The organism is Archangium sp. (assembly GCF_036388035.1).
Taxonomy (GTDB): Bacteria; Myxococcota; Myxococcia; order Myxococcales; family Myxococcaceae; genus Archangium.
The window spans coordinates 1-4956 of the sequence record NZ_DASVSO010001034.1 but is presented as its reverse complement, the minus strand read 5'-3'; the positions used below and the strand labels follow the sequence as shown (position 1 = coordinate 4956).

Below are 4956 nucleotides of genomic sequence, written 5' to 3'. Positions count from 1 at the left end.
CCGCTCGAGCGCGCCGGGCTGGGCGTGGGCGCCCGCCGCCGGAGGCGCGGTGCTGCTGGGCGTGGGGACGCTCTTCTACGTGCAGGCGGGAAAGGACTTCCGCGCCCTGACGGATCCGACCCTCCAGGACCGCAACCTGGGCCTCAAGCTGAGGGAGTCCGGCAAGCGCTCGCAGATGCTGAGCGGGGCGGCCGGGGCGCTGGGCGCGGCCGGCGTGGTGACGAGCGGGCTCATCTACCTGCTGGCGGACAAGGACAAGGGCGACCCGGTGCAGGTGCGGCCCACCGCTTCCGTGGGCAACGGGGGCGGCTCGGTGGGACTGATGGGGACGCTGCCGTGAGGACTTTCATGCTCGAGACGAAGAGGCTGTTCGCCGCGGGGCTCGCGCTGGCGTCGCTGGCCACCACCGGTTGCTATGACTTCGACACCGCGTTCCAGGACTGCGTGGCCGACGGTCGGTGCAACCGCACCGAGTGCGATCCGACCCGGGAGGATCAGCCGGACGACGCCTTCCAGGACACCAACTGCGATGGCATCGATGGCACCGCCAGCGCCGCGTTCTTCGTGGACCCCCTCGAGGGCCGGGACAACAATCCCGGCACCCCCGAGGCTCCGTTCAAGAGCTTCGCGCATGCCGTGCGGCGCGCTTCCAGCGAGCACAAGGCGCTCTACCTCGCCCAGGGCACCTATGACGACCCCTCGCTCCTGCTCGACAAGCCCGTGTCCCTCTATGGCGGCTACGCCCGGGTGGACGGAGGCTGGACGCGTGGCAAGGAACACACCACCCACCTCGGGGGAGGCAGCGTCGGCCTGACGGTGAGCGGGTTGGGCGAGGACGCGGGCGTCGTCATCGACCATGTGCGCATCACCTCCTCCACGGGGCAGTCCGCGGGCGAGCCGTCCATCGGCATGCGGGTGCTGAACTCCAAGGGCGTGCGGCTGCGCTACGTGGAGATCCTGGCGGGCGCGGGTGCACGCGGGGCCGACGGCGCCTCTGCCTCGGACGTCACCCAGAGCGGCGCGGACGGCGGCGTGGGCCAGAGCCCCACCGCCCCCGGAGCCGTCGCCGAAGGCGGTCCTCCGGGCACCAGCGCGTGTGGCGGCCTTCCGGGTGGAAAGGGCGGCAAGGGCGGTGCCTCGCAGACGTCCCCCCTGGCGACCGCCGGTGAGCCGGGCCAACCCTCCACGGATGGGGGCACCGCGGGAGGACCTCGAAACGAGCCGTTCTGCAGCCGGGTGCCCTGCACCTATGAGGGCCTGCCCGGTGGGAAGGGCCAGGACGGGCTGCCGGGCGATGCGGGAACGGATGGGCCTCCGGGCAATCCCACCGGCAAGCTCTCGAGCGACAGTTGGGTGCCGGAGTTCGGTCTGGAGGGTGGAGCCGGGGCACCCGGCGGTGGCGGGGCCGGCGGTGGCGGTGGCGGTCACATCGTGGGCGGGAGCGCGAACTCCGAGGGCGGGGGGGGTGGCGGTGGAGGCAGTGGTGGCTGCCCGGGCATCGGGGCCGCCGGGGGCGGAGGTGGTGGAGCCTCCATTGCCCTGCTGCTCATCCAGGGACAGGTGGAGTTGGAGTTCTCCCTGCTGCGGACCGCGGACGGTGGACAAGGCGGGGCCGGAGGCCAGGGCGGCAACGGAAGCTCCGGTGGTGTCGGGGGCCCCGGTGGCAAGGGCCCATCGCGCTCGGACGCCTTCAATACGGTCTCCGGAGGCCAGGGCGGCAATGGAGGCACGGGAGGCACGGGAGGTCGTGGCGGCCATGGTGGCAACGGCGGCGGTGGTCCGTCCGTGGGCATCTGGTGCGGCCCCTCTTCGTCCTTCGCCCAGGCGAACACCGTCTTCACCCTCGGCAACCCCGGACAGCCCGGCACGGGCCTGGGCCGCAAGGACACCACGGGCCTCAAGGCAGAGCAGCACCAGTGCCCCAATCCGTAGGGAGACGGCGGTGACCCGTCGGTGGGTGTCTGCTGTGAGCCCACCTCGACGCTCCTCCGGGCCGAGACGCCCCGCTGCCCTGTAAGGGAGCGGGCGTCAGGGGGAGTACACCCTGCTTCCTTGCTCGCTTGTGGGAATCCGCCCCCGGTCTGGTAGCCTTGGGGTCATCTTCCGATGGTTGACTCCCGTACATGTGAAACCTGCGGTCTCGCCGTGCCGGCTGACACGGATGTCTGCCCGCGCGATGGCACCGTGCTGCTCGGTCCCTCTTCGACGTCGCTGTTCCCCAGCGACGAGGGGAGCGCGCGGCGAACGTCGCCCGGGAGGAGCGTCCAATTCATGGAAGAGCCCGCCACGGATCCGCTCGTCGGCCTGAGGCTTGGCGAGTACGAGCTGCGCCAGCGCATCGGCGTGGGCGGCATGGGACTGGTGTATGACGGCATCCAGCCGCTGATCGGCAAGCGCGTGGCGGTGAAGGTGCTGCGCCCCGAGCTGGCCGCCGCCGAGGAGCAGGTGGCGCGACTGCTCGCCGAGGCCCGCGCCGTCAACGCCATCCGCCACCGCGGCATCGTCGACATCTTCGGCTTCGGCCAGGTCCCCGACGGCCGCCAGTACATCATCATGGAGTACCTCGAGGGCATCGCCCTCGATGCGTACCTGGCCGACAAGGGCCGCATTCCGGTGGCCGAGGTGCTGGACGTGCTCGACGAGGTGCTCAGCGCGCTGGGCGCCGCGCACGGGGCCGGCGTCGTGCACCGAGACCTCAAGCCGAGCAACATCTTCCTGGTGCTCCAGCCGGACGGCTCGCGCTACGTGAAGCTGCTGGACTTCGGCCTCGCCAAGGTGGGCCTGCCCGCCGGGCGCACCGCGCAGACGCGCACGGACATGGTGGTGGGCACCCCGGAGTACATGGCGCCCGAGCAGGCCCGCGGCCAGCCCGTGGGCCCCATGACGGACCTCTACGCCCTGGGCGTGGTGGCCTTCGAGATGGTCACCGGCCGGCTGCCCTTCACCGGCTCGTCCCCGGTGGACCTGCTGATGAAGCACGTGGACGCGCGGCCGCCGCGGCCCTCGGAGTTCGTCCCCGAGCTGCCGGCCGCGCTCGACGCCTTCATCCTGCAGATGCTCACCAAGGACCCCGAGGCACGCCCCGGGTCCGCCGAGACGCTGCGCCGCCCACTGCTGCGGCTGCGCGACACCCTCACCCACTCGGCGCCGGCTCCCCAGCCGAAGCCCGTGGTCGCGGAGCTCCCCGTCGAGGCTCCCTCGGAGACCCCGGCCCCTCCGAAGTCTCCTCCCACGCCCGCGCCGCTCGCGCCGGTGCCAGCCGAGCTGACGCCCGCGGAGCTGAACGCCGCCGGTGTGAGTTCGCCGAAGCGCCGCCTGCTGCCCATGGGCCTGGGAGCCCTCGCCCTGGTGGTCATCGGTGGCGCCGTGGTCGCCCTGCGCGAGCCGCCCCCCACCCCGCCGCAGGTGACCGTCACGCCTCCGGTGCAGCCCCAGACGCCGCCGCCGGCCCAGCCCTCCACCGGGACGGCCCAGGCGCAGCCGGGCACCCCCACGACCGGGACTCCCACCCCCGGCACCCCGACCACGGCCACGCCCACGCCGCCGCCGGAGAACCCCAGCACGGTGCCGGCGGTGGCCCACGTGGACAACCCCACCGAGGACACGCAGCCGGCGGTGCAGAAGACGCCCACCCCGTCGGCGCCCAGCCTGGCCACGCTCCTCGGCCGCATCCAGAAGCTGGATCGCGACGTCGAGGCGCGTGCCCACTCCGGCCAGCCGCTCAGCCCGGCCACGCGCAAGACGCTCGACAGCCTGCGCAAGCGGGTCGAGACGGCCGGCACCCCCGAGGAGCGCCGTCAGGTCGCCAAGGAGCTGACCTCCTGGGAGAAGATGTTCCTGCGCCGCAAGTAGGGGGCCCGGCCCGCGCCGAGCCCCTGGCGGGCGGTGGGCCGCCTCACTTCAGGCAGGCCACCGGCCGGGTCATCGCGCTGCGCGCCCGCTCCTCGGTGACGAGCTTGTAGCCGAACAGGTCCGTCAGCAGCACGTCCCGGTTCTGCCGGATGAGGCTCGCGTTGCGGCAGGAGACCGCGTCGTCGTAGTAGCTGTGCGGAGGCAGGGCGAGCGACAGCTCGGCCAGCTCCGGCAGCTGGAGCGTGTCCAGCTCGCGCCCGAAAATCTTGTACGCCGCGTCCTCCACGCCCACGATGCCCCGCTCGAAGTAGAGCGAGGACAGGTCATAGGCGATGAGCTGGTCCTTCTGGAGGAAGGCGTGCAGGCGGTGGGCGGCGATGACCCGCTCCAGGTTGCCCGCGATGCCCAGCTTCGCGGCGAGCCGCATGGCGAGGAGCCGCTCGCACGCCCCGTCCCCCGGCAGCTCGGAGCCGAAGGCGGCATAGGCGAAGAGGCGCCAGGACCACTTCGGGCCGTCCTCGCGCGGCGTCTGGAAGTAGGTGGGGCACCCGAGCTGCGCGATGTAGAGGGCCACCAGGTCCTTGGGGAGACGCGCGAAGTCCGGACGCTTGTACTCCATGGGGCGCGTGTTCTCGAAGGTGCCCGCCCGCAGGCTCATCCGCTCGCCCTCGATGGAGTGGCGGAGTTGCTTCTCCAGGTCGAACTCCGTCTCCAACCGGGGCAGCTTGCTGGCGGCATGGAGGTATGCGGCCGGCAGCGCCACGCCCGTCAGCCCGATGAGTAACAGCACCAACCAGAGCAGGGTCTTCACGCCCCCAGGCTATCAAAGGGCGACGGCGCCTCGGGTCCAGGTTAGATCAGAGCTGTCATGAACGACTGGCACCCCACCACCGTGGCGACCGTCCTTCCCGCCGCGGAGGGCCTCACCGAGCTCATCCTGGACATCGGCGGCACCCCGTTGGTGGGCACGCACCGCACCCCGGGCCAGTACGTGCGCCTGGCCCTGCCCGAGCTGGGCGAGGGCCTGTTCGCCATCGCCTCGGCGCCGGAACCCTTCGGCACCCGCTGGGAGTTCCTCCTCAAGGGGGGCAGCGCGCTGGCGGA

3 protein-coding genes and 2 pseudogenes are annotated in these 4956 nt (G+C 72.3%); 4 read left to right on the top strand and 1 reads right to left on the bottom strand.

Annotation, left to right across the window (positions count from 1 at the left end):
- From VF697_RS42470 to VF697_RS42460, 3 genes and pseudogenes are all read left to right on the top strand, one after another.
- Nucleotides 1-340: pseudogene (locus VF697_RS42470) on the top strand (hypothetical protein); the annotation flags it as partial.
- Nucleotides 341-348: 8 nt separating this feature from the next.
- Nucleotides 349-1932 (top strand): PE-PGRS family protein, encoded by a 1584-nt coding sequence (locus VF697_RS42465; RefSeq protein ID WP_331104345.1) that lies wholly within the window; start codon nt 349-351, stop codon nt 1930-1932.
- A 174-nt stretch (nt 1933-2106) separates the two neighbouring features.
- A complete protein-coding gene (locus VF697_RS42460; protein ID WP_331104343.1) occupies nt 2107-3852 on the top strand; it encodes a serine/threonine-protein kinase in 1746 nt (581 codons plus the stop codon).
- Nucleotides 3853-3895: 43 nt separating this feature from the next.
- Here the strand turns inward: VF697_RS42460 and VF697_RS42455 are convergent, their stop codons facing one another.
- Entirely contained in the window at nt 3896-4663 is a 768-nt protein-coding gene (locus tag VF697_RS42455) for a transglycosylase domain-containing protein (RefSeq protein WP_331104341.1), read from the bottom strand.
- Between the two features lie 57 nt (nt 4664-4720).
- On the opposite strand from VF697_RS42455, the pseudogene VF697_RS42450 reads away from it, so the two are divergent.
- Nucleotides 4721-4956: pseudogene (locus VF697_RS42450) on the top strand (NAD-binding oxidoreductase); the annotation flags it as partial.